Origin of the sequence: Angustibacter sp. McL0619, assembly GCF_049994355.1 — a bacterium.
GTDB lineage: Bacteria > Actinomycetota > Actinomycetes > Actinomycetales > Angustibacteraceae > Angustibacter.
Window position 1 is genome coordinate 2,255,714 of sequence record NZ_CP188257.1, and the last position, 23,476, is coordinate 2,279,189.

Sequence of the window (23,476 nt, forward strand, 5' to 3'; positions counted from 1 at the left end):
GGTGCTGTCGGCCGCTCATGAGAGGCTGAGCCGTCCCTGATTCCCAGCTGGAAGTGAGCACGTGGAGACCCGTCCCTACACCCTGCGTCGCGGTCTGTTCGTGCTCGGCCAGGGGATCCGTCGCGTCCCCGGGATCTTCGCGGTGGCCGTCGTCGGCAGCGCGCTCTACGGAGTGATGACCGCCGGCACGGCCTGGGCCCTGGGCAAGGTGATCGCGAACGTGATCGGGCCCTCCTTCGAGTCGGGGCAGATCGACGTCAGCGAGCTGGCCAAGGGGGCCGGGCTGATGGCCGGGGTCGCCGTGCTGCTCACCACGGGTGTGATCCTGCGGCGGGTCGCCGCCGGGTACGCGGTGTACGACCTCGGGGCCCAGTTCCGTCGACGGGTCACCGCGCAGTACCTGCGGCTGCCGCTGTCCTGGCACGGACGGCACCCCACCGGTCAGCTGCTCTCCAACGCCAACGCAGACGTCGAGGCGACCTGGCAGGTGTTCGCGCCGCTGCCGATGGCGATCGGCGTGATCGTCATGCTCGTGGTCGCGGCGGTCTCGATGGTGCTCGCGGACCCGGTCCTCGCGCTGATCGGGTTCTGCGTCTTCCCGCTCGTCTTCCTTGTGAATGTCGTGTTCCAGCGCTGGATGTCACCGCGGGTCACCCGCGCCCAGCAGCTGCGCGCCGAGGTGTCCGACGTCGCGCACGAGAGCTTCGACGGAGCGCTGATCGTCAAGGCCATGGGCCGCGAGCAGGCCGAGACCCAGCGCTTCGCCGACCAGTCCTTGGCTCTGCGCGACGCGAACATCTCGGTGGGGCGCACCCGAGGCGTGTTCGACCCGATCATCGAGGCCATCCCGAACCTCGGCACCCTGGCCGTGCTGGCCGTCGGCACCGCGCAGGTTTCCTCGGGCGCCACGACAGCAGCGACGGTCGTGCAAGTCGCGTACCTCTTCTCGTTGCTGGGCTTCCCGGTGCGGGCGCTGGGCTGGGTGCTCGGCGAGCTGCCGCGCAGCGTCGTCGGGTGGGACCGCGTGCAGTCCGTGCTGGAGGCCGAGGGCGGCATGACCTATGGCGACCGCGAGGTCGCCAAGGACGGCGCCGCCACGCTGGAGCTGCAGCGGGTCGACTTCGCGCACGTCGACGGGTCGGGCGAGGCCGTCCCCGTGCTTCGTCACGTGAGCCTGGTCGCCGAGCCCGGCCGCACCCTTGCCGTGGTCGGCGCCACCGGCTCGGGCAAGTCGACGCTGACCACCTTGGTGGTCCGGCTGGCCGACCCGGACGCGGGCTCGGTGCTGCTGGACGGCGTGGACGTCCGTCAGACCCGCGAGGGCGAGGTAGCCCGGCACATCGCCCTGGTGCCCCAGCACACGTTCCTGTTCGACGACACGGTTCGCGGCAACGTGACCCTGGGTGACACCGACCTGGAGGACCCGGACGACCGCCGGGTATGGGCGGCCCTGCGGCTCGCCCAGGGGGACGGTTTCGTCGCGGCCCTGCCGCACGGGCTGGACACCCACGTCGGTGAGCGCGGCACCACCCTGTCCGGTGGTCAGCGCCAACGCATCGCCCTCGCGCGGGCGCTGGTGCGCCAGCCAAGGCTGCTCGTGCTGGACGACGCGACCAGCGCCGTGGACCCACGCGTCGAGTCCGCGATCCTCGCCGGGCTGCGCAAGGCCTCGGACGGGACGACCGTGCTGGTGGTCGCCTACCGGAAGGCGACCATCGCACTGGCCGACGAGGTGGTGTTCCTGGTGGACGGCACAGTGGCCGACCGCGGCACCCACGCCGGCCTGACCGCGCGCAACCCCGAGTACCGCAACCTGGTGGACGCCTACGAGCGCGAGGCCGCCGAGCGTGAGCTGCTGGAAGCCGAGAACGAGGAGGCGTCGGCGTGAGCACCTCCACGATCGCCGGCCGGGGCGAGCACGACACCCAGGCCACCGCCCTGCACACCCTCCGTCGCGGGGTCGAGCTGTCGCCCGAGCTGCGTCACGGTCTGGTCTGGACCCTGCTCCTGGCCGCCGTCGCCACCCTCGGCCGCGTCGTGGTGCCGTTCGCGGTGCAGCAGACCATCGACCGCGGCGTGCTGGCGGCCGGCGGGCCCGACGTGGCCAACGTCAGCCGGCTGCTGGCGCTCGCCGCCTGCGTGGTCGCCGTCACCGCCGTCGCGGCGTACGCGGTCAACATCAGGTTGTTCCGGGCCGCCGAGGGCGGTCTGGCGACCTTGCGGATAGGTGCCTTCCGGCACGTGCACGACCTGTCCGTGCTCACCCAGAGCAGCGAGCGGCGCGGCTCACTGGTCTCGCGGGTCACCAGCGACGTCGATACGATCTCGAACTTCGTGCAGTTCGGCGGCCTGATGCTGATCCTGTCGACACTGCAGCTCACGGTCGCGACCGGGCTGATGCTGGCCTACTCACCGCTGCTCACCGCCGTTGTCTGGGCCTGCTTCCTGCCGGTGTTCTTCCTGGCCAAGCCGATGCAGCGCCGCGTCTCGATCGCCTACGCGCAGGTGCGCGAGCGGGTGGGTGGCGTGCTCTCGGCGGTCTCCGAGTCGGTGGTCGGGGCGGCCACGATCCGGGCGTACGCCGTCGAACGTCGGACCGCCGAGCGGGTGGACGACGCCGTCCAGCAGCACCGGGACGCCGCGGTCCGCGCCCAGGTACGGGTGGCAGCCAGCTTCTCCCTAGGCGTGCTGGTCAGCGGCCTGGTGAGCGTGGTGGTGGTCATCGTCGGGACGTGGTGGGGCGTCAAGGGGCACCTGAGTGTTGGCCAGCTGCTGGCCTTCCTGTTCCTGGTGCAGCTGTTCACCGGGCCGGTCCAGATCGGCACCGAGGTGCTGAACGAGATGCAGAACGCCATCGCGGGATGGCGGCGGGTGCTCGCGGTGGTCGACACCCCGGCGGACGTGGCCGATCCGGGGGAGGCCGGCCAGGTCCTGCCCCGCGGCCCGATCACGGTGCGCTTCGACCACGTGTCCTACGCCTACCCCGGCGGCCCGACGGTGCTGCACGACGTCGACCTGGAGATCGCCCCGTGCAGCCGGGTGGCGGTCGTCGGCGAGACCGGCTCGGGCAAGACCACGTTCGCCAAGCTGCTCACCCGCTTGATGGACCCGGCCACCGGTTGTGTGCAGGTGGACGGCGTCGACCTGCGTGAGGTCCGGTTCTCGTCGCTGCGCGAGCGCATCGTGATGGTGCCGCAGGACGGCTTCCTGTTCGACGACACCTTGCTGAGCAATGCGCGCTTCGCCCGTCCGGACGCCACCCGCGAGGAGGTCGCCCTGGCCTTCACCGAGCTCGGCCTCACCGAGTGGCTGGAGGGTCTCGCGCACGGGCTGGACACCCGGGTCGGTCAGCGGGGCGAGTCGCTGTCCGCCGGCGAGCGCCAGCTGGTGGCGCTGGCCCGGGCGTACCTGGCCGACCCCGACCTGCTGGTGCTGGACGAGGCGACCTCGGCGGTGGACCCAGCCACCGAGGTCCGGATCCAGCGTGCGCTCGACAGCCTCTCCCGCGGCCGGACCTCGATCGCGATCGCGCACCGGCTGTCCACCGCCGAGGCCGCCGACGAGGTGCTCGTGGTGGATGCCGGCGTGGTCGTCGAGCGCGGGCCTGCGGCCGAGCTGGTCGAGCAGGGCGGCGTCTACGCTGCCCTGCACGAGAGCTGGATCTCCCAGCAGCGCCTCGGGTAGCCGTCAGCCGCGCACGTCCCACTGGTGGTGGACGATGTCGTGCGCGTAGTAGCGAGCCAGCGAGGCGACGGTGAACACCGATCCGTTGGACCGGCGTCCGGGGCGCTTCCACTGCCGGCCGTGCACCGCGTCCAGGGTGCTGGCGACCACCTCCGCGCAGGTGGCCAGGTCCAGCGCGACCTGCGCCGGGTCCCGGGTGGCGTAGTGCCCGTCCAACGCGCTCTGGTCCTGGTCCCAGTTCTCGAACGTCGGGTCGTCCTCGCTGAGCATGAGGTCGAAGCGCCGTCCGAACACCTGGTGCACGTCGACCACGTGGCAGGCGTACTCCAGCGGGGACCAGGTCGATTGGTCCGGTCGACGGCCGACGTCCTGCCGGGTCAGCACCGCCTGCCAGGCGGCGGCGTTCTCCCGCACCAGCTCGGGCACGTCCGCGGCGTCCAGCTCGGCGGCGTCGAAACCACAGTCGGGGCAGCGGCGGTCGATCACCCAGGTCCAGTCCTTGGTGTCTGCAGAGATCGGCATAGGCACAATGGTGCCGTGCCCGCACCCGAGACCCCGTCTCCGCTCCCGTCCGATCTGGCTGCCCGGCTGAAGCGGGACGGTGACGGACTGGTCTGCGCCGTCGTCCAGCAGCACGACACCGGCCAGGTCCTGATGGTCGGCTGGATGGACGACGAGGCGGTGCACCGCACCATGACGACCGGCCGGGTCACCTTCTGGAGCAGGAGCCGCCAGGAGTACTGGCGCAAGGGCGACACCAGCGGCAACGTCCAGCTGGTCAAGGGCCTCGCCCTTGACTGCGACGGCGACGCGCTCCTGGTGCGGGTGGTCCAGGTGGGCGCCGCCTGTCACACCGGTACCCACAGCTGCTTCGACGGTCGCGAGCTCGACGCCGTGGTCAGCGGGGCCGGCCGGTGAGCGGTCAACCGACGCCCGACCTCACCTTCGGCCGTACCTGGCCGGACCGTGACACGTTCCGGCTGCTGGCCGGCGACCGGCGGGTCATCCCGGTCGTGCGCCGGCTGCTGGCCGACGCGGAGACCCCGCTCGGCGTCTACCGCAAGCTCGCCCAGGACGCGCCGGCGACCTTCCTGCTGGAGTCGGCCGAGCACGGCGGAGTGTGGTCGCGGTACTCGATCATCGGCGCGCACTGCTCGGCCACGTTGACCGAGGTCGACGGCGAGGCGTACTGGATCGGCGAACCGCCGGTCGGTCTGCCCACGTCCGGGGACCCGACCCTCGCGCTGCGCGACACCGTTGAAGCACTGCGCACTCCGGCGCTGGGCGGGCTTCCGCCGCTGACCGGCGGCCTGGTCGGCGCGCTGACCTACGACGTCGTGCGCCGGTGGGAGCACCTGCCGGACGACAACACGGACGACCTGGGGCTGCCCGAGCTCACGATGATGCTGGCCACCGACCTCGCGGTGCTCGACCACGCGGACGGTTCGATCCTGCTGGTGGCCAACGCGGTCAACCAGGACGACACCGACGAGCGGGTCGACGAGGCGTGGGCCGACGCGGTGAGCCGGTTGGACCGGATGGTCGAGCGACTGAGCAGACCGGCGCCCAGCACCGTCGCGGTGCCTAGCGACGACGAGCCCAAGGTGCGCAGCCAGCTGTTCGACACCGAGTACGGCCAGATGGTCGAACGCGCGAAGGAGGCCGTCCGCGCCGGGGACGTCTTCCAGGTCGTGCCGTCCCAGCGCTACGAGATCGACTGCCCGGCGGACGCGCTGGACGTGTACCGGGTGCTGCGTGCTTCCAACCCCAGCCCGTACATGTACCTGCTGCGGCTGCCCACGCCGGACGGCGGCACCTACGACGTGGTCGGCTCGAGCCCGGAGGCGCTGGTCAAGGTCGACGGCCGGCAGGTCATGACGCGCCCGATCGCCGGCACCCGCCCGCGCGGCGCCACGCCCGAGGTCGACGTCGCGCACGCGGAGTCCCTGCTGGCGGATGAGAAGGAGCGGGCCGAGCACCTGATGCTCGTCGACCTGGCCCGCAACGACCTCTCGCGGGTGTGTGACGCCGGTTCGGTGGAGGTGCTCGACTTCATGCAGGTCGAGCGGTACAGCCACGTGATGCACCTGGTCTCCACGGTCGTGGGCCGGCTGCGCGCGGACCGGACGGCGTTCGACGCCCTGGTGGCGACGTTCCCGGCCGGCACGCTCAGCGGGGCGCCCAAGGTGCGCGCGATGGAGCTGATCGACGAGATGGAGACGACGCGCCGCGGCCTGTACGGCGGGACCGTGGGCTACCTGGACTTCGCCGGCGACCTGGACATGGCCATCGCCATCCGGACCGCGGTCATTCGCGACGGTCTGGCGTACGTGCAGGCCGGCGGTGGCGTGGTCGCGGACTCCGATCCCGTGGCCGAGCACCAGGAGTCGGTGAACAAGTCGATGGCCGTGCTGCGCGCGGTCGCGGCCGCGGCGACCCTGCGGGCAGCCACGTGAGAGCGGCACGGCTGGACGGACCCGGACCGGCCGCGGTGCTGGCCATGGTGGGCGGCGCGCTGGGACTGCTGGCCGCCTCGCGACCCTGGGTGCACGCGGTGGTCCAGGACCCGGTGCTCGGCCGGACGAGCGTCACGGCGTCCGGGCGGCAGGCCGCGGCCGTCGTCCCGGCTGTCGCGCTGGTGGCGCTGGCCGGTGGGGTGGCCCTTCTGTTGGCCCGCACCCTCGGACGGCGGGTGGCGGGGTTGCTGCTGGTGCTCGCCGGTGCGGCGCAGCTCGCCGCGGCGCTGGCGGTGGTGCGCTCGCCGGAGTCAGGCGTCAGCGACGTGGTGGCCCGCGCCGTCGGGGCGGTGGGCACGACGGACGTCCACGTGCAGGTGACCGGGTGGCCGTGGCTCGCAGTGGCCAGCGGGGTGCTGGTCGCCGCCGCGGGCGCCCTTGCGGTGCTGCGCGCCCGGCACTGGGAGGTCCGGACCACCCGCTACGACCCGCCGGGGCCGCCCGGCTCTCCAGCCGAGGACCCGGCGCCCGAGGACGCCGCGGCGCCGGACACGTGGGACGCGCTGAGTCGCGGCGAGGACCCCACCCGCTAACCTCGGTGCAGGCAGATTCACCCCCGTCATCGCATGCACCAGCACAGGAGGGCCGGCAGATGGCCGAGCACGGTCACGACAGTCACGGCAACACGGTTGCCGCATGGTCCTGCGTGGGCCTGCTGATGGTCGGCTCGTTCATCATGTGCCTGGCCGTCGTGCTGGCCTCCGTGCCGGTGTTCGTGGTCGGTGGTGTGGTCGCCGTGATCGGGCTGGTCGTCGGCAAGCTCCTATCGCTCGCCGGCTACGGCGCACCTCGGCCGGCCGAGAGCCGCGTCCCCGCCGACGCGAACTGAGCGCATGACCGCGGCGCTGTCGGTTCAGCGCCCGAGACTGCTGGCGCGCACGGCTGCCCCGCTGGGCACCGCGGCGCTGCTGGTGGGATCGGCGGCGGCGCTTGCTCTGCGCGACCCGCACGCCATCGGGTCCTGGGGGTACTGCCCGTTCCTGGCGCTCACTGGTCTGCCGTGCCCGTTCTGCGGGGGCCTGCGCGCGGTCTGGGACCTGGAGCACGGGGACCTGACCGCAGCGGTGCGCTCGAACCTGCTGGTGGTACTGGTCCTGCCGGTGCTGGTCGTCGCGGTCCTCACCTGGCTTCGACGCCGAGTCCGCGGGGACGGCAGCGAAGGTCCGCCGGCCGCGACCGGGCGGGTCGCAGCGCTCGGACTGGTCGTCCTGCTCGGCTTCGGGCTTCTGCGCTGGTTGCCGGCCATGGCGTGGCTCACCCCCTGAACCGACGTTCGCCGCTAGGGTCTCGCCCCATCGGCACGCCAGTGACGCCGCGAGAGCTAGGGGCCAACCATGACTCAGCACCCCGACCAGGAGGGCCAGAGACCCGAGCCGCCCGCTCAGCAACCCTTCCAGCCGCCGGCTCCACCGGCCGACTACGGCGAGCCACCGCAGTACGGGGCGCCGCCCCCCTACGGCAACGCGCCACAGTACGCAGGCGGCTACGGCCCGCCCGCTCCAGGCGTGGGCCCGGAGTCGCACCTGATGGGAAAGCGGTTCCTCGGGCGCATCCTCGACGGCCTGATCGGCCTGGCGATCGGCCTGGTCATCGCCATCCCGCTCGGGTTGTTCAGCGCCACCACGGGCAGCCGCGGCATGTACAGCGGCGTCCAGCTCGGCACGACCGGCATCATGCTGGTCATCTGGGGCGCGTACGAGATCTACCTCGTCGGGTCCCGGGGCCAGACCCTGGGGATGATGGCCGCGGGCATCAAGCTGGTCAGCACCGACACCGGCCTCAAGCCGGACTACGGCAGTGCCGCCCTGCGCTGGATCATCCTCGCCGCCGGTTACGCCATCTGCTTCATCCCGTTCCTGCTGATCTGCTTCTCACCGATGTTCGACGGTTCGGGACGCCAGCAGGGCTGGCACGACAAGGCGAGCAAGACGCAGGTTGTCCTCGCCTGACCAGCGAGCAGGCTGCGGTGCGCCCGTGACGGCGTAGGGCGTGGTGCAGGACCCTCCACCGAGACGGTCCGCACCACGTCCTACGATCGAGGTTGCGGGGTCATCGCGAACGAGCTGGGGTGAGACGGCTGAGCGTCTTGGACGACATCATCGTCGGCGTGCGTGCGGACCTGGCGACCCGCGAGGCGGCCATCCCGCTGGGGGCCGTGCGCGAGCGCGTCGAACGGGCCGAGCCCGCGCGCGATGCGTACGCCGCGCTCGCGGCGGGCGGCGGTGTCAAGGTGATCGCCGAGGTCAAGCGGTCCAGCCCCAGCAAGGGTGCACTCGCGGCGATCGGTGACCCGGCCGGACTGGCCACCGACTACTCGAGCGGTGGGGCCAGCTGGATCAGTGTGCTGACCGAGCAGCGCCGGTTCGGCGGCAGTCTGGACGACCTGGACGCCGTGCGGCTCGCGGTCGACACTCCGTTGCTGCGCAAGGACTTCGTGGTCTCCAGCTACCAGCTGTGGGAGGCCCGCGCACACGGCGCGGACGCCGTCCTGCTGATCGTCGCGGCGCTGGACCAGCAGGCGTTGGTCTCGCTGCAGGAGCGCGCCTGGTCGCTCGGCATGGCCGTGCTGGTCGAGGTGCACGACGAGGCCGAGCTGACCCGGGCCATCGACTGCGGCGCCAGGATCATCGGCGTCAACGCCCGCGACCTGCGCACCCTGGAGGTCGACCGGGGCACCTTTGCCCGACTCTCGCCGTCCATCCCGGACGGCGTCGTGCGGGTGGCCGAGTCCGGCGTCCGCGGTCCGCACGACGTGCTCGAGTACGCCCGGCACGGCGCCGACGCGGTCCTGGTGGGGGAGAGCCTGGTCACCGGCGGCAACCCGCGCGCCGCAGTGGCGGACCTGGTCGCGGCCGGAGCGCACCCGGCCCTGCGTCCCAGCCGCTGACCCGCGGCAGCGACCTGAGAGACTGGCCGCATGACCGTGTCCGGCAGCCTGCCGCCCTCCTCCGCGCCGCCGACGTCCGCGCCGGACCTGCTCGGTGACGGGCGGTTCGGCCCGTACGGCGGCCGCTACGTCCCCGAGGCGCTGGTGGCCGCGCTGGACGAGCTCGCTCAGGCGTTCCGCTCGGCGATGATCGACCCGGGGTTCCTGACCGAGCTGGACACGCTGCACCGCAACTACTCCGGCCGGCCGAGCCTGCTCACCGAGGCGCCTCGGTTCGCCGTGCACGCCGGCGGGGCACGAATCCTGCTCAAGCGCGAGGACCTGAACCACACCGGGTCGCACAAGATCAACAACGTTCTCGGTCAGGCGCTGCTGACGAAGCGGATGGGCAAGACCCGGATCATCGCCGAGACCGGCGCCGGCCAGCACGGAGTGGCGAGCGCGACGGCCGCTGCCTTGATGGGCCTGGAGTGCAGGGTCTACATGGGCGAGGAGGACACCCGTCGCCAGGCCCTCAACGTCGCCCGGATGCGGTTGCTCGGCGCCGAGGTCGTTCCGGTCACCACCGGGTCGCGCACGCTCAAGGACGCGATGAACGAGGCGATGCGTGACTGGGTCACCAATGTCGATGACACCCACTACCTGATCGGCACGGTCGCTGGTCCGCACCCGTTCCCGAGGATGGTGCGGGAGTTCCACCGGGTGATCGGCGAGGAGGCCCGGGCCCAGGTACTGGAGCTGACTGGCCGCCTGCCGGACGCGGTGCTGGCCTGCGTCGGCGGCGGCTCGAACGCGATCGGCATCTTCCAGTCGTTCATCGACGACGTCGGCGTGCGGCTGGTCGGCCTGGAGGCGGGCGGCGACGGAGTCGCCAGTGGACGGCATGCCGCGAGCATCACCGGCGGCAGTCCCGGCATCCTGCACGGCGCACGCTCCTACATCCTTCAGGACGAGGACGGCCAGACCGTCGAGAGCCACAGCATCTCCGCCGGCCTGGACTACCCGGGCGTCGGCCCCGAGCACGCGTGGCTGCACGACACCGGCCGCGCGACGTACGAGCCCGTCGACGACGCCGAGGCGATGGAGGCATTCCGGCTGCTGTGCCGCACGGAAGGCATCATCCCGGCCATCGAGAGCGCGCACGCGCTGGCCGGCGCGCTGCGTCTTGGCCGCGAGCTGGGTCCGCAGGCGGTGCTGCTGGTCAACCTGTCGGGCCGCGGCGACAAGGACGTGGACACGGCCGCGCACTGGTTCGGTCTCCTCGAGGACGGCGGGTCATGACCTCCGTGCAAGCCGTACTGGCCGCGACGCGTGAGCAAGGACGCGCGGCGCTGATCGGCTACCTGCCCGTCGGGTTCCCGGACGTCGCCACGTCGGTGCTCGCGATGCAGGCCATGGTGCGGGCCGGCGCGGACATCATCGAAGTCGGTGTCCCGTACACGGACCCCCTGATGGACGGGCCGGTGATCCAGCGCGCGGCAGACGCGGCCCTGCGCGCGGGAGCGCGAACCGACGACGTGTTCACGGCGGTGCGTGCGGTCGCAGAGGCTGGGGCGTCCGCGCTGGTGATGACCTACTGGAACCTGGTCGACCACCGGGGAGTCGATCGCTTCGCCGCTGAGCTGGCGAACGCCGGCGGTGCCGGCCTGATCACCCCTGACCTGATCCCGGACGAGGCCGACGAGTGGCTCGCGGCGGCCGAGCGGCACGACCTGGACCGCGTCTTCCTGCTGGCGCCGAGCTCCACCGACGCGCGCGTGCGATCCACCACGCAGGCTTGTCGGGGCTTCGTCTACGCGGCCAGCACGATGGGCGTCACCGGCGCCCGCGACGCCGTGGGCAGCGGCGCCGAGCGGTTGGTCGAGCGGATACGTGCGGTCAGCGACATTCCGGTCTGCGTGGGGCTCGGCGTGTCCACCGGCGACCAGGCGGCGCAGCTCGCCGCCTTCGCGGACGGCGTGATCGTCGGGTCCGCTTTGGTGCGCTGCCTGGCCGACGCCGCCGACGTCCGCGCCGGGATCGCGGCCGTGGAGTCGCTCACCAGCGAGCTGGCCGACGGCGTCCGCCGGGCCGCACGCACGAGTGGGGCGACGCGTTGAGCTCCGCCTTCCCAGCCACGATCCCCAGTCCCGCCCAGGGCGTGTGGTGGCTCGGCCCGTTGCCGGTGCGCGCGTATGCGCTGTGCATCCTGATCGGCATCGCGCTGGCCGTCTGGATCGCCGGCAAGCGGTGGCGGGCTCGCGGCGGCGCCGACGGCATCGTGCTGGACATCTCCGCCTGGGCCGTCCCGTTCGGCATCGTCGGGGCCCGGATCTACCACGTGGCCACCAGCTGGCAGCCGTACTTCGCCAGCGGGGGACACCCGTGGGACGCGCTGAAGATCTGGAACGGCGGCCTGGGCATCTGGGGCGCCGTGGCCGGTGGGGCGCTGGGTGCGTATATCGCCTGCCGGCGCAAGAACGTCTCGTTCCTGATGTTCGCGGACTGCGCAGCGCCGGGGGTCGCCGTCGCGCAGGCCTGCGGCCGGATCGGCAACTACTTCAACAACGAGATCTACGGCGGGCGGACGAGCCTGCCGTGGGGGCTGCAGGTGCACGAGTGGAACCCCAGCACCGGCGAGGCGCTGCGGGACGCCAGCGGGCAGCCGATCCTGCTCCCCGGCGCTTACCACCCGACGTTCCTGTACGAGGCGCTGTGGTGCCTGCTGCTGGCCGGGGTCATCGTCCTGCTGGACCGGCGGTTCACCCTCGACCGAGGTCGGACGTTCGCCCTCTACGTGATGTTCTACACAGCGGGCCGGCTGGCCATCGAGACCCTGCGCACCGACACGGCAAACCTGATCCTGGGTCATCGCCTGAACGAGTGGACCAGCGTGCTGGTCTTCCTCGGCGGTCTGGTGCTGTTCGTCGTGCAGACTCGAAAGGCTCGGCGAGCGCGCACGCCGTCTCAGGATGCGGACGACGTTCCCGAGCCGCAAGACGTGTAACGCGGTCGAAACGTCCGCTAGAGTTCCCTCAACCCCGCGGGCCAATGCCGTCCACGGCGGGGGTTGTGCCGGTGATCCCGGCGCATAGTTGTGCACACGACGGGCCCGGTTCACCGGGCCTGGAGCGATGGGACGGTGAACATGGGCTTGAGCAGCTTCTCCGCGCGTCCGCTGGCGACCGGCCTGTACGACGGTCGTCACGAGCATGACGCCTGCGGGGTCGCGTTCGTCGCGACGATGCGCGGCCACGCCGGGCACGACATCGTCGAGCACGCCCTCACCGCGCTGCGCAACCTGGACCACCGCGGCGCCACCGGCGCCGACCCCAGCGTCGGCGATGGCGCGGGCATCCTGACCCAGGTCCCGGACGCGTTCCTGCGCGCGAGCGTGGAGTTCGAGCTGCCCGCGGCCGGCGGCTACGCCGTCGGCATCGCGTTCCTGCCCTTGGACGATGAGGCCCGGTCCGAGGTGGTCCGGCAGATCGAGGCCATGGCGGACGACGAGGGGCTGACCGTTCTCGGCTGGCGCGACGTGCCCGTGGTGCCGGACCTCGTGGGGGAGGTGGCCCGGGACTGCATGCCGGCGTTCCGGCAGCTGTTCGTCGCCGCAGCCGGCAGTCGGCTGGTCGGACTGGGGCTGGAGCGGCTGGTCTACGCGCTGCGCAAGCGCGCCGAGCGTGAGCTCGAGGTCTACTTCCCCTCGCTGTCCTCGCGGACGCTGGTCTACAAAGGCATGCTGACCACCGGTCAGCTGGAGCCGTTCTTCCCCGACCTGTCGGACCGCCGGTTCGCCACCGAGCTGGCGCTCGTGCACTCGCGCTTCTCGACCAACACCTTCCCCTCCTGGCCGCTGGCCCACCCGTTCCGGATCATCGCCCACAACGGCGAGATCAACACCGTCCAGGGCAACCGGAACTGGATGGCCGCGCGGGAGAGCCAGGTGCGCAGCGACCTCATCCCCGGTGACATCTCGCGCCTGTTCCCGATCTGCACCCCGCAGGCCAGCGACTCGGCGTCCTTCGACGAGGTGCTCGAGCTGCTGCACCTGGCCGGCCGGTCGCTGCCGCACGCGGTGCTGATGATGATCCCTGAGGCGTGGGAGAACCACGCCGAGATGGACCCGGCCCGCCGGGCGTTCTACGAGTTCCACTCGGCATTCATGGAGCCGTGGGACGGGCCGGCCTGCGTCACGTTCACCGACGGCAAGCTGATCGGTGCCGTGCTGGACCGCAACGGCCTGCGTCCCGGCCGGTACTGGGTGACCGAGGACGGGCTGGTCGTGCTGGCCAGCGAGGTCGGCGTCCTCGACCTCGACCCGGCCACGGTGGTGCGCAAGGGCCGGCTGCAGCCGGGCCGGATGTTCCTGGTGGATACCGAGCACGGGCGGCTGGTCGGCGACGACGAGGTCAAGGCCGAGCTGGCGGCGCAGAACCCGTACGAGGAGTGGCTGCACGCCGGGCTGATCCACCTCGCCGACCTGCCCGAGCGCGAGCACATCGTGCACACGCCCGCCTCGGTCGCCCGACGTCAGCGCACGTTCGGGTACACCGAGGAGGAGCTGCGCGTCCTGGTGTCCCCGATGGCGTCGGCTGGTGCCGAGCCGATCGGTTCGATGGGCACCGACACCCCGGTGGCCGTGCTGTCGCAGCGGCCCCGGCTGCTCTTCGACTACTTCACCCAGCTGTTCGCCCAGGTCACCAACCCGCCGCTCGACGCGATCCGGGAGGAGCTCGTCACCTCGCTCGGCACCGTGATCGGGCCGGAGGTCAACGCGCTGGACGCCACCCCGGCGCACTGCCGGCAGCTGGTGCTGCCGTTCCCGGTGATCGACAACGACGAGCTGGCCAAGATCGTGCACGTCAACGCGGACGGCGACCTGCCGGGCTACGCGACGACGGTCGTCAAGGGTCTGTACGAGGTGGGCGGCGGTGGCGCCGCGCTGCGCATGCGGCTGCACGAGATCTTCGATGAGGTGTCGCAGGCGATCGAGGAGGGCGCACGGTTCGTCGTGCTGTCCGACCGCGACTCCGGGCGCGACCTGGCACCGATCCCGTCGCTGCTGCTCACCTCAGCCGTGCACCACCACCTGATCCGGGCGAAGACCCGGACCCAGGTCGGACTGCTGGTCGAGGCCGGCGACGTCCGCGAGGTGCACCACGTCGCCCTGCTGATCGGCTACGGCGCCGCCGCGGTCAACCCGTACCTGGCCATGGAGTCGGCGGAGGACCTGGCTCGCAAGGGCGTCCTGGGTGCGGTGTCGCCGGACACCGCGGTGCGCAACCTGATCAAGGCGCTCGGCAAGGGCGTGCTCAAGGTGATGAGCAAGATGGGCATCTCCACTGTCGCCTCCTACCGCGGGGCCCAGGTGTTCGAGGCCATCGGCCTGTCCAAGGAGCTGGTCGCGGAGTTCTTCACCGGCACAACCTCGCAGCTGGGCGGCATCGACCTGGACGTCATCGCCGCGGAGACCGCGCTCCGGCACGCCTCGGCGTACCCGGCGGACGGGGTCCGTCCCGCGCACCGCCGGCTCGAGGTGGGCGGCGAGTACCAGTGGCGGCGTGAGGGTGAGCCGCACCTGTTCGACCCCGAGACGGTGTTCCGGCTCCAGCACTCGACCAGGGCCCGGCGCTTCGACGTGTTCAGGCAGTACACCCAGCGGGTCAACGACCAGTCCGAGCGGCTGATGACGTTGCGCGGGCTGCTCGCCTTCCGCTCCGGCCAGGACGGCGTGCCCGGCCGAGCCATCCCGATCGACGAGGTCGAGCCGGTGAGCGAGATCGTCAAGCGGTTCTCCACCGGCGCGATGAGCTACGGCTCGATCAGCCAGGAGGCGCACGAGACCCTCGCCGTGGCGATGAACCGGCTCGGCGCGCGGTCCAACACCGGCGAGGGAGGCGAGGACGACGACCGGCTGCTGGACCCGGTGCGGCGCAGCGCCGTGAAGCAGGTGGCCTCCGGTCGGTTCGGGGTGACCAGCCTCTACCTGACCCACGCCGACGACATCCAGATCAAGATGGCCCAGGGCGCCAAGCCCGGCGAGGGCGGTCAGCTGCCGGCGCACAAGGTCTACCCGTGGGTCGCGCGCACCCGGCACTCGACGCCGGGCGTCGGTCTGATCTCTCCGCCGCCGCACCACGACATCTACTCGATCGAGGACCTCGCCCAGCTCATCCACGACCTGAAGAACGCCAACCCGCAGGCGCGGGTGCACGTCAAGCTGGTCGCCGAGGTCGGGGTCGGCACGGTGGCCGCTGGGGTCAGCAAGGCGCACGCCGACGTCGTCCTGATCTCCGGGCACGACGGCGGTACCGGTGCGTCCCCCTTGACCAGCCTCAAGCACGCCGGTGCGCCGTGGGAGCTGGGCCTCGCCGAAGCGCAGCAGACGTTGCTGCTGAACGGGTTGCGCGACCGGATCGTCGTGCAGGTCGACGGGCAGCTCAAGACCGGTCGCGACGTCTTGGTCGCCGCGCTGCTCGGTGGTGAGGAGTTCGGCTTCGCCACCGCGCCGCTGGTGGTCAGCGGCTGCATCATGATGCGGGTCTGCCACCTGGACACCTGTCCGGTCGGGATCGCCACCCAGAACCCGGAGCTGCGCGCGCGCTTCACCGGCAAGCCCGAGTTCGTGCAGACGTTCTTCGAGTACATCGCCGAAGAGGTCCGTGAGCTGCTGGCCGAGCTGGGGCTGCGCAGCCTGGACGAGGCGATCGGCCGGGTCGACCTGCTGGACACCCGCCGGGCGGTCCGGCACTGGAAGGCGTCCGGGCTCGACCTGACGCCGGTGCTGACGTCCGTCGAGCTGCCGGACGGCGCATCTCGCCGGCACACCACCGCCCAGGACCACGGGCTGGAGAAGGCGCTGGACCACACGCTCATCTCGATGAGCGCCGACGCCCTGGAACGTCGCGACCCGGTCCGGATCACGCTGCCCGTCCGCAACGTCAACCGCACGGTCGCCACGATGCTCGGCCACGAGGTGACCAAGCGCTACCCCGAGGGGCTCGCGGACGACACGATCGACGTCACGCTGACCGGCTCGGCCGGTCAGTCGTTGGGCGCGTTCCTGCCGCGCGGGGTCACGGTGCGGCTGTTCGGCGACACCAACGACTACCTGGGCAAGGGACTGTCCGGTGGCCGGCTGGTCGTCCGCCCGGACCGTTCGTCAGTGCTCACCGCGGAGCTGAACGTGGTCGCCGGCAACGTCGTCGCGTACGGCGCGACGGCGGGCGAGATCTTCGTGCGCGGGCTTGCGGGTGAACGCTTCTGCGTGCGCAACTCCGGTGCGACGGCAGTCGTTGAGGGTGTCGGTGACCACGCGCTGGAGTACATGACCGGTGGCACCGTGGTGATCCTCGGGGCCACCGGGCGCAACGTCGCAGCCGGTATGTCGGGCGGCACCGCGTACGTACTCGACCTCGCACCCGAACGGATGAACCCCACGGCGCTGGCCGCCGGTGAGGTCGAGCTGTCGCCGGTCACCGGCGACGCTGACGACAGGCTGCTGCGCGACCTGGTCGGTAGACACCTGGACGAGACGGGCTCAGCGGTCGCCAAGGCGCTGCTGGCCGACTGGCCGGGCTCACGCACCCGATTCACGAAGGTGCTGCCGCGGGACTACCGGATCGTCGTGGAGGTGCGCAGGGGGGCCGAGGACGAGGGGCTCGACCCCGACAGCAGCGAGGTCTGGACCCGAATCACGGAGGCTTCCCGTGGCTGACCCCCGAGGCTTTCTGAAGACGCGCGAGCGCGAGCTACCTGAGCGACGTCCCGTTCCGATCCGTCTGCTCGACTGGCACGAGGTGTACGAGCAGCAGCCCGCCGGACAGCTCAAGCGACAGGCCGGCCGCTGCATGGACTGCGGCATCCCGTTCTGCCACCAGGGTTGCCCGCTCGGCAACCTGATCCCGGAGTGGAACGACCTGACCTGGCGCGAGGACTGGCGCGAAGCCATCGAGAGGCTGCACGCGACGAACAACTTCCCGGAGTTCACCGGGCGGCTCTGTCCGGCTCCATGCGAGAGCGCCTGTGTGCTGGGCATCAACCAGCCTGCGGTGACGATCAAGCAGATCGAGGTCTCGATCATCGAGCGTGCCTTCGAGGCCGGGGGAGTGCAGCCCCTCCCGCCGGACCGGTTGACCGGCAAGACCGTCGCGGTGGTCGGCAGCGGGCCGGCCGGCCTGGCGACCGCGCAGCAGCTGACCCGGGCCGGGCACACGGTGGCGGTGTACGAGCGGGCGGACAAGATCGGTGGCCTGCTCCGGTACGGCATCCCCGAGTTCAAGATGGAGAAGTCCGTCCTGGATCGCAGGCTCGCGCAGATGGAGGCCGAGGGCACCAGGTTCCGGCCGGGGGTCGCAGTGGGCGAGCAGATCACCGGCCGTCAGCTGCGCGACCGGTACGACGCCGTGGTGATCGCGGTCGGCGCCACAGTGCCGCGCGAGCTGCCAGTGCCCGGACGTGAGCTCGGCGGCATCCTGCAGGCCATGGACTACCTGCCGCCGGCCAACCGTGCCGCGCTCGGTGAGGACGCCGAGGGTCTGGTCAGCGCGGAAGGTCTGGACGTCGTGATCATCGGCGGCGGCGACACCGGCGCCGACTGCCTGGGCACCGCGCACCGGCAGAAGCCGCGCAGCGTCACGCAACTGGAGATCCTGCCGCAGCCGCCACAGGAACGCGCCGAGGCGCACCCCTGGCCGACCTACCCGATGATCTTCCGGGTGGCCAGCGCTCACGAGGAGGGCGGCGAGCGGGTGTACGCCGTCAGCACCAGTACGTTCCTCGGCGACGATGCGGGACGGGTCCGCGCGCTGCGGCTGCAGGAGGTCGCGCTGTCCGGCGGCAAGATCACACCGGTCCCGGGCAGCGAACGCGAGATCCCGGCCCAGCTGGTGTTGCTGGCGATGGGCTTCACCGGCCCGGAGCAGGACGGCGTCGTGGCCCAGCTCGAGGTCGAGCTGGACGAGCGCGGAAACGTGCGACGCGACGTCGACTACGCGACCACGACGTCGGGGGTCTTCGTGGCCGGCGACGCTGGCCGCGGCCAGTCGCTGATCGTCTGGGCCATTGCCGAGGGTCGGGCCTGCGCCGCCGCCGTGGACCGCTACCTGACCGGGGCCACCAGCTTGCCCAGCCCGATTCGACCGACCGACCGTCCACTGGTCGTGTAGCCGCTTGACACACGGCCGCCGGCCGAGACGGGGCAATCTCTTCCACCCACCACGAGGAATAGGCTCGACACCATGCGCCGCGCAAAGATCGTCTGCACCCTGGGACCCGCCGTCGACTCGCCGGAGCAGATCCGCGCTCTGGTCGAGGCAGGGATGGACGTCGCGAGACTCAATCTCAGCCACGGCTCCTATGCCGACCACGAGAAGGTCTACCGGATGGTGCGGGAGGCCAGCGACCTCGTCGGACGCAGCGTGGCAGTTCTCGTCGACCTGCAAGGGCCGAAGATCCGGCTGGGCAACTTCGCCAGCGGTCCGCAGCTGCTTGCCCCCGGTGACGTCTTCACCATCACGACCGAGGACGTGCCTGGCGACAAGGACCTGGTCTCCACGACGTACAAGGGCCTGCCCGGCGACGTCCACCCCGGCGACCGCATCCTGATCGACGACGGGAAGGTCGCCGTCGAGGTCACCGCCGTAGACGGGCCGCGGGTCACGACCCGGGTGGTCGAGGGTGGCACGGTGTCCAACCACAAGGGGCTGAACCTGCCTGGCGTCGCAGTGAGCGTGCCGGCGATGTCCGACAAGGACGAGCAGGACCTGCGCTGGGGGCTGAAGCTGCGCGCGGACTTCATCGCGCTGTCGTTCGTGCGCAGCGCCGCGGACGCCGAGGACGTCCGCAAGATCATGCAGGAAGAGGGGGTCATGCTCCCCGTCCTGGCCAAGATCGAGAAGCCGCAGGCGGTGGAGAACCTGGCCGAGATCGTCCGGGTGTTCGACGGCATCATGGTCGCCCGTGGCGACCTCGGGGTCGAGCTCCCGCTGGAGCAGGTCCCGCTGGTGCAGAAGATCGCGGTCGAGCTGGCGCGGCGCAACGCGAAGCCGGTGATCGTGGCTACCCAGGTGCTCGAGTCGATGATCGAGAACTCGCGGCCCACGCGGGCCGAGGCGTCCGACGCCGCGAACGCGGTGCTGGACGGGGCGGACGCGCTGATGCTGTCCGGCGAGACGAGCGTCGGCAAGCACCCGATCGAAGCCGTCCGCACGATGGCCCGGATCATCGAGAACACCGAGGACCACGGCATGGAGCGGATCGCCCCGCTCGGTACCCAGCCGCGAACCAAGGGCGGCGCGATCACGCTCGCTGCCGCCACGGTCGGCGAGCAGCTCGGGGTGAAGTACCTGGTCACCTTCACCCAGGGCGGCGACTCGGCTCGCCGGATGGCCAGGCTCCGCTCGAAGATCAAGCACCTCGTCTTCACGCCCGAGCCGATCGTGCGCTCCCAGCTGTCGCTGACCTGGGGCACCGAGACGTTCCTGACGCCGTTCGTCACGCACACCGACGAGATGGTGCGCCAGGTGGACACGTTGCTGCTCTCGAACGGGCGCGCGCAGAAGGGCGACATGGTGGTCATCGTGGCCGGTTCGCCGCCCGGGATCCCCGGGTCCACCAATGCGCTCCGGGTGCACCGGATCGGCGACGCGGAGGACGGCGCGGCGCCCGCGTACCGCACCTGAAGGCCAGACCCTACCGGGATGATCTTGGTGGGAGCACACTGTGCCCCAGGCTGCGACTGAGCTCGACGACGCACGACGTCCACTCACTGCGCATCACCGGGGGCATCATGAGGTCTTGCACGTCATCGCGACACCGAGGGCGCAGAGCTCCAACACCCTCCAGGTCTCGGACGCCTTTCTCTCCTCGCTGTCGGCGGGCCACGAGGACCTGACGGTCGACACCATCGACCTGTTCCGCGTCGACCTGCCGCCCTTGATCGGCGACAACATCGAGGCGAAGTACATGTTGATGAGCGGTCAGTCGCTCGACCCGAGGCTGCAACGGTCCTGGCGGCGGATCGAGGAGCTGATCGACCAGTTCCTGGCCGCCGACCTGTACGTGCTCTCGACACCGATGTGGAACTTCGGGATCCTCCACGTCCTGAAGCACTACATCGACTGCCTGGTTCAACCCGGCTACGCCTTTGGCTTCAACGAGATAGGCATCCCGGTGCGGCCCTTCGACTACCAGCAGCCCTACCTGCGCGCGATCTTCGGCTTCATCGGGATCAGCGACCTGACGTTCGTCGACTTCCAGCCGACGGACCGGCACGCGTTTCGGGAAGCGGCTTACGCCCAGGCGATCGCGCAGGCCGAAGAGCTTGCGAAATCCAGCCGCTGGCGAGTGCCCGCCCAGCGGACCCCATAGGACCTTCCGGACGTCGACCTGGCTGCTGTTGAGCGCACGGCAACATCCGCCGGCGTCGAGCCCGAGCTGGCCTGACCGGGCACGTCGACGCCGGTCGGCTATGACTTGGGCCCGACCTGCTGGTCGAGCACCGCGACCGAGTCGGCCCGAGCGACCGAGATGTTCCTGGCGGTGGGGCGCCGGTGCTGGACGCCGAGCAGGTCGAGCGCCCAGGCGGCCAGCTCGAGGATGTCCTCCGAGGCGTTGGTGAAGAAGTACCGCGGGTACTCGTACCTGCGCCGCTGTCCACCTACGACGCGTGCTACCCGGTTGGTCACCCGGCAGCCGTCCGAGTGGATCAGGCCGCGAACGAATCGGCCTGGGTGCTGCTCGACGATCTCGCGCTGCCACGGCTCCAGGACGATCGGACGTTCGTGCTTGTGGCCCGGGCCGTGCTGAGGGAACAGGCACGGCCAGTGCTTGGAGTACGCCGTGACCTGGACGCACCCTGGCGCGGTCACCAGGCACACTCGCCGAGCCAGCACCGAGAGCATCGATCCTCTGCACTCGTCGATGAGGTTGGGATACCTGGCGTCGCACGAGATGCGCAAGGCGTAGACGTCACGTGGGTGTGCGGTCAGCCACCCGTCGCCGAGATACAACCCCAACAGGTGCGCGTAGTCCTTCTCGTCGAGCGGACGGCTCCGCGGGCACAGAGTCCGCGCGAGCTGACCCGGCGCGTACCCTCCCTGACGGGCTCTCCACTCGCGCAGCGTGGCCCGCGACACCAGCAGCTCGCGACCGACGTCGCTGAGCGTTCGTCCCTGTGCGAGCGCGGTGAGCGCCGCCTGCCGAGTGTCGGGTCCATACATTCGGACACCGTGTCAGGAGCATCCGACATTTGGGCGGATCCGTGCCCCGAGTGGGATTCGAACCCACACTGTCGGTGGTTTGAGCACCGTGTCTCTGCCGTTGGACTATCGGGGCGGCGACACCGAGCAGGTGCGCAACACCAGCGTAACGGGCCATCCGTAGACTGTCGTGCATGGCCTCAACCCCCCACCCTGCCGCTGCGAGTGGTCGTCGTGTCGTCGTCGCCGAGGACGAGTCGTTGATCCGTCTCGACCTCGTCGAGATGCTGCGGGAGGAGGGATTCGATGTCGTCGGTGAGGCAGGTGACGGCGAGAAGGCCGTCGAGCTGGCTCGCGAGCTGCTGCCCGACCTCGTCGTGCTCGACGTCAAGATGCCGGTGATGGATGGGCTCTCGGCTGCGGAGCAGATCGGCAAAGAGAGGCTCGGAGCGACCGTGATGCTCACCGCGTTCTCGCAGACCGAGCTGGTGGAGCGGGCCAGGGACGCCGGCGCGATGGCGTACGTGGTCAAGCCGTTCAGCAAGGCCGACCTGCTGCCGGCCATCGAGCTCGCGGTGTCCCGGTACGCTGAGTTGCGGGCCCTCGAGGCCGAGGTGGCTGACCTTGGGGAGCGGTTCGAGACCCGCAAGCGCACGGACCGCGCCAAGGGCGTCCTGATGAAGAAGCTCGGGCTGAGCGAGCCCGAGGCGTTCCGCTGGATACAGAAGACGTCGATGGACCGGCGGTTGAGCATGCGCGAGGTCGCCGACGCCGTCGTGTCGGGGATGGCCGACTAGTCCCGTCGCCGGCGGCGAGCGGCGCGGCCACTCACCTTCGTGACGGTCGTCAATGCATCACGAGACGGTTACGCGTGGCGTGGAGTGCTGGGTTCTGCTGGATCTAGGGTCTAGGGTCGTGACACCCCGTTGGGGGAACACCCACTGGCCGGTGCACGCCCGCACCCGCCCCTGGAACAGGAGGACCACGTGCGTTCCATCCTCAAGCTCGGCGTCCCGGTGGCCGTCGCGGCCCTCGCGCTGACCGCCTGCGGCGGCACGTCCAGTTCGGACAACGCCAGCAGCGCGCCGAAGGAGGTCAAGATCGGCTTCTTCGGTGCTCTGACCGGTGATGCTGCCAACCTCGGCCAGAACATCAAGAAGGGCGCTCAGCTGGCGATCGACCAGTACAACGCCACGAGCCCGAAGACAAAGATCACCCTGGTCGACTTCGACTCCCAGGGCGACCCGGCGCAGGCCCCGGCACTGGCCAAGAAGGCAGTCGACGACAAGAGCGTCATCGGCATCGTTGGGCCGGCGTTCTCGGGCGAGTCCAAGGCTGCGGACCCTCTGTTCAACGAGGCCGGTCTGGTGACCATCTCCGCCTCCGCGACCAACCCCGCACTGTCGACCAACGGCTGGAAGACCTTCTTCCGCGTGCTGGGCAACGACGCCTCGCAGGGCCCGGCCGCCGCCAAGTACATCCAGAACGTGCTGCAGGCCAAGAAGGTCGTCGTCGTGGACGACGCCTCCGAGTACGGCAAGGGCCTGGCCAACATCGTGAAGAGCACCCTCGGTTCGACCGTGGTGGCCACCGACACGATCCAGCAGAAGCAGACGGACTTCGGTCCGACCGTGACCAAGATCAAGAGCGCCAACGCTGACGCGGTGTTCTTCGGCGGCTACTACGCCGAGGCCGGCCTGATCAAGAAGCAGATGACGGACGCCGGCATCACCGCCAAGTTCGTCGTCGGTGACGGTGTCAAGGACGACGGCTACATCACCGCCGCCGGCGCCAAGGCCGCTGAGGGCACGATCATGACCTGCCCGTGCCTGCCCCCGGACAAGGCCGGTGGCACGTTCTACACGGACTACAAGAAGGCCTTCAACGCCGACCCCGCCACCTACGGCGCAGAGGCGTACGACGCAGCGTCGATCATCATCGCCGCGGTCAAGGCCGGCAAGACCAGCCGTGCGGACGTGGTCGCCTTCACCAAGGCCTACGACCAGCCGGGTGTCACGAAGCAGCTCAAGTTCGACGACAAGGGCGAGCCGACCAACGTGACGGTCTGGGCCTACAAGGTCGAGGGTGGCAAGATCGTCCCCGACCAGGAAGTCAAGTAACACCAGGCCCAACACGCACTGATCTGTGAGGTCCACGCGGCCGGGAGCGGTAGGCTCCCGGCCGCGTGGGGTGTCCAGGCTTCTGGA

Annotated in this window: 19 protein-coding genes, 1 tRNA gene and 1 pseudogene; 18 read left to right on the forward strand and 3 right to left on the reverse strand. The window is 70.7% G+C overall.

The genetic code is table 11. The features are described 5' to 3' along the window. The first annotated feature begins 61 nt into the window (after nt 1-61). Complete coding sequence (locus ACPPVT_RS10450; RefSeq protein ID WP_426566922.1) at nt 62-1,888, forward strand: ABC transporter ATP-binding protein; 1,827 nt, start codon at nt 62-64, stop codon at nt 1,886-1,888. Beyond that, nucleotides 1,885-3,684: an ABC transporter ATP-binding protein gene (locus tag ACPPVT_RS10455; RefSeq protein WP_426566923.1), complete on the forward strand. Its 1,800-nt coding sequence runs from the start codon at nt 1,885-1,887 to the stop codon at nt 3,682-3,684. Before ACPPVT_RS10450 ends, ACPPVT_RS10455 begins: the two co-directional genes overlap by 4 nt. A 3-nt stretch (nt 3,685-3,687) precedes the next feature. Here ACPPVT_RS10455 and ACPPVT_RS10460 read toward each other — a convergent pair whose 3' ends face one another. Then, the gene (locus ACPPVT_RS10460; RefSeq protein WP_426566924.1) at nt 3,688-4,206 is read right to left on the reverse strand and encodes a DinB family protein; all 519 of its coding nucleotides are present in this window, start codon (nt 4,204-4,206) and stop codon (nt 3,688-3,690) included. A gap of 15 nt (nt 4,207-4,221) precedes the next feature. On the opposite strand from ACPPVT_RS10460, the gene hisI reads away from it, so the two are divergent. From hisI to ACPPVT_RS10530, 14 genes and pseudogenes are all read left to right on the forward strand, one after another. Continuing rightward, nucleotides 4,222-4,602: a phosphoribosyl-AMP cyclohydrolase gene (hisI, locus tag ACPPVT_RS10465; protein ID WP_426566925.1), complete on the forward strand. Its 381-nt coding sequence runs from the start codon at nt 4,222-4,224 to the stop codon at nt 4,600-4,602. Then, a complete protein-coding gene (locus ACPPVT_RS10470; RefSeq protein WP_426566926.1) occupies nt 4,599-6,140 on the forward strand; it encodes an anthranilate synthase component I in 1,542 nt (513 codons plus the stop codon). Before hisI ends, ACPPVT_RS10470 begins: the two co-directional genes overlap by 4 nt. Further along, the gene (locus ACPPVT_RS10475; protein ID WP_426566927.1) at nt 6,137-6,733 is read left to right on the forward strand and encodes a Trp biosynthesis-associated membrane protein; all 597 of its coding nucleotides are present in this window, start codon (nt 6,137-6,139) and stop codon (nt 6,731-6,733) included. Before ACPPVT_RS10470 ends, ACPPVT_RS10475 begins: the two co-directional genes overlap by 4 nt. Before the next feature lie 59 nt (nt 6,734-6,792). Then, complete coding sequence (locus ACPPVT_RS10480; protein WP_426566928.1) at nt 6,793-7,029, forward strand: HGxxPAAW family protein; 237 nt, start codon at nt 6,793-6,795, stop codon at nt 7,027-7,029. Between the two features lie 4 nt (nt 7,030-7,033). Next, nucleotides 7,034-7,465 (forward strand): DUF2752 domain-containing protein, encoded by a 432-nt coding sequence (locus ACPPVT_RS10485; RefSeq protein WP_426566929.1) that lies wholly within the window; start codon nt 7,034-7,036, stop codon nt 7,463-7,465. Nucleotides 7,466-7,534: 69 nt separating this feature from the next. Further along, nucleotides 7,535-8,149, forward strand: coding sequence for an RDD family protein (locus tag ACPPVT_RS10490; protein ID WP_426566930.1), 615 nt, complete (start codon nt 7,535-7,537; stop codon nt 8,147-8,149). 128 nt (nt 8,150-8,277) lie between these two features. Then, entirely contained in the window at nt 8,278-9,087 is an 810-nt protein-coding gene (gene trpC / locus ACPPVT_RS10495) for an indole-3-glycerol phosphate synthase TrpC (protein WP_426567119.1), read from the forward strand. A 30-nt stretch (nt 9,088-9,117) separates the two neighbouring features. After that, nucleotides 9,118-10,368 carry a tryptophan synthase subunit beta gene (gene trpB, locus ACPPVT_RS10500; protein WP_426566931.1) on the forward strand — a complete coding sequence of 417 codons (1,251 nt, stop codon included), beginning with the start codon at nt 9,118-9,120 and terminating at the stop codon, nt 10,366-10,368. Continuing rightward, on the forward strand, nt 10,365-11,186 hold the full coding sequence (trpA, locus tag ACPPVT_RS10505) for a tryptophan synthase subunit alpha (RefSeq protein ID WP_426566932.1): 822 nt from the start codon (nt 10,365-10,367) through the stop codon (nt 11,184-11,186). The genes trpB and trpA overlap by 4 nt, the downstream gene beginning before the upstream one ends. Further along, nucleotides 11,183-11,995 (forward strand): annotated as a pseudogene (lgt, locus tag ACPPVT_RS10510) (prolipoprotein diacylglyceryl transferase); the annotation flags it as partial. The gene trpA and the pseudogene lgt, both read left to right, overlap by 4 nt. A 219-nt stretch (nt 11,996-12,214) precedes the next feature. Next, entirely contained in the window at nt 12,215-16,786 is a 4,572-nt protein-coding gene (gene gltB / locus ACPPVT_RS10515; protein WP_426566933.1) for a glutamate synthase large subunit, read from the forward strand. Beyond that, nucleotides 16,779-18,236, forward strand: a complete 1,458-nt coding sequence (locus ACPPVT_RS10520; RefSeq protein ID WP_426566934.1) for a glutamate synthase subunit beta — start codon at nt 16,779-16,781, stop codon at nt 18,234-18,236. Before gltB ends, ACPPVT_RS10520 begins: the two co-directional genes overlap by 8 nt. 72 nt (nt 18,237-18,308) lie before the next feature. After that, nucleotides 18,309-19,751 carry a pyruvate kinase gene (gene pyk / locus ACPPVT_RS10525; RefSeq protein ID WP_426566935.1) on the forward strand — a complete coding sequence of 481 codons (1,443 nt, stop codon included), beginning with the start codon at nt 18,309-18,311 and terminating at the stop codon, nt 19,749-19,751. Nucleotides 19,752-19,866: 115 nt separating this feature from the next. Then, nucleotides 19,867-20,439, forward strand: a complete 573-nt coding sequence (locus ACPPVT_RS10530; RefSeq protein ID WP_426566936.1) for an FMN-dependent NADH-azoreductase — start codon at nt 19,867-19,869, stop codon at nt 20,437-20,439. Nucleotides 20,440-20,537: 98 nt separating this feature from the next. On the opposite strand, the gene ACPPVT_RS10535 is transcribed toward ACPPVT_RS10530, so the two are convergent. Both ACPPVT_RS10535 and ACPPVT_RS10540 read right to left on the reverse strand, forming a co-directional pair. After that, a complete protein-coding gene (locus ACPPVT_RS10535) occupies nt 20,538-21,290 on the reverse strand; it encodes a hypothetical protein (RefSeq protein WP_426566937.1) in 753 nt (250 codons plus the stop codon). A gap of 42 nt (nt 21,291-21,332) precedes the next feature. After that, nucleotides 21,333-21,405 (reverse strand) — tRNA-Leu (locus tag ACPPVT_RS10540). Nucleotides 21,406-21,463: 58 nt separating this feature from the next. Between ACPPVT_RS10540 and ACPPVT_RS10545 the strand changes: the two genes are divergently transcribed. Continuing rightward, nucleotides 21,464-22,066 (forward strand): ANTAR domain-containing response regulator, encoded by a 603-nt coding sequence (locus tag ACPPVT_RS10545; protein WP_426566938.1) that lies wholly within the window; start codon nt 21,464-21,466, stop codon nt 22,064-22,066. 189 nt (nt 22,067-22,255) lie between these two features. After that, nucleotides 22,256-23,389, forward strand: a complete 1,134-nt coding sequence (locus ACPPVT_RS10550) for a branched-chain amino acid ABC transporter substrate-binding protein (protein WP_426566939.1) — start codon at nt 22,256-22,258, stop codon at nt 23,387-23,389. The last annotated feature ends 87 nt before the right edge of the window (nt 23,390-23,476 follow it).

Bases quoted from the DNA above. Each gene is read 5' to 3' on its own strand.
- ACPPVT_RS10460 (WP_426566924.1), bottom strand. From the start codon at position 4,206: ATGCCGATCTCTGCAGACACCAAGGACTGGACCTGGGTGATCGACCGC.
- trpB (WP_426566931.1), top strand. From the start codon at position 9,118: ATGACCGTGTCCGGCAGCCTGCCGCCCTCCTCCGCGCCGCCGACGTCC.
- ACPPVT_RS10545 (WP_426566938.1), top strand. From the start codon at position 21,464: ATGGCCTCAACCCCCCACCCTGCCGCTGCGAGTGGTCGTCGTGTCGTC.
- ACPPVT_RS10535 (WP_426566937.1), bottom strand. From the start codon at position 21,290: ATGTATGGACCCGACACTCGGCAGGCGGCGCTCACCGCGCTCGCACAG.
- ACPPVT_RS10480 (WP_426566928.1), top strand. From the start codon at position 6,793: ATGGCCGAGCACGGTCACGACAGTCACGGCAACACGGTTGCCGCATGG.
- pyk (WP_426566935.1), top strand. From the start codon at position 18,309: ATGCGCCGCGCAAAGATCGTCTGCACCCTGGGACCCGCCGTCGACTCG.
- trpA (WP_426566932.1), top strand. From the start codon at position 10,365: ATGACCTCCGTGCAAGCCGTACTGGCCGCGACGCGTGAGCAAGGACGC.
- ACPPVT_RS10490 (WP_426566930.1), top strand. From the start codon at position 7,535: ATGACTCAGCACCCCGACCAGGAGGGCCAGAGACCCGAGCCGCCCGCT.
- ACPPVT_RS10485 (WP_426566929.1), top strand. From the start codon at position 7,034: ATGACCGCGGCGCTGTCGGTTCAGCGCCCGAGACTGCTGGCGCGCACG.
- gltB (WP_426566933.1), top strand. From the start codon at position 12,215: ATGGGCTTGAGCAGCTTCTCCGCGCGTCCGCTGGCGACCGGCCTGTAC.